This window comes from Vibrio sp. 10N.222.52.B7, assembly GCF_041474275.1.
In the GTDB taxonomy this organism is placed as follows: Bacteria; Pseudomonadota; Gammaproteobacteria; order Enterobacterales; family Vibrionaceae; genus Vibrio; species Vibrio crassostreae_C.
Window position 1 is genome coordinate 1 of the sequence record NZ_JBFRTU010000238.1, and the last position, 209, is coordinate 209.

At 45.9% G+C, this 209-nt stretch carries 1 pseudogene; it reads left to right on the forward strand.

Annotated features, from left to right (window positions below):
- A pseudogene (locus tag AB4512_RS22610) lies at positions 1–170 on the forward strand (hydrogen peroxide-inducible genes activator); the annotation flags it as partial.
- Positions 171–209: the final 39 nt, after the last annotated feature.

Sequence of the window (209 nt, forward strand, 5' to 3'; positions counted from 1 at the left end):
TTATTCCGCAGATGGCCATCGATCATGGTTTATTGGAAAACCAAAATCTAGTGGTTATTGATCCCCCTGGTCAGCAAGCATATCGCGATATAGGCCTTGTATGGCGCCCAAGTTCGTCGCGTCTCGAAACCTTTCACCAGTTAGCGGATGTGGTGTCTGAGCTTTTATAATAATCCGCGATAATAAAAGTCCTCTGAGCGGCTGAATTG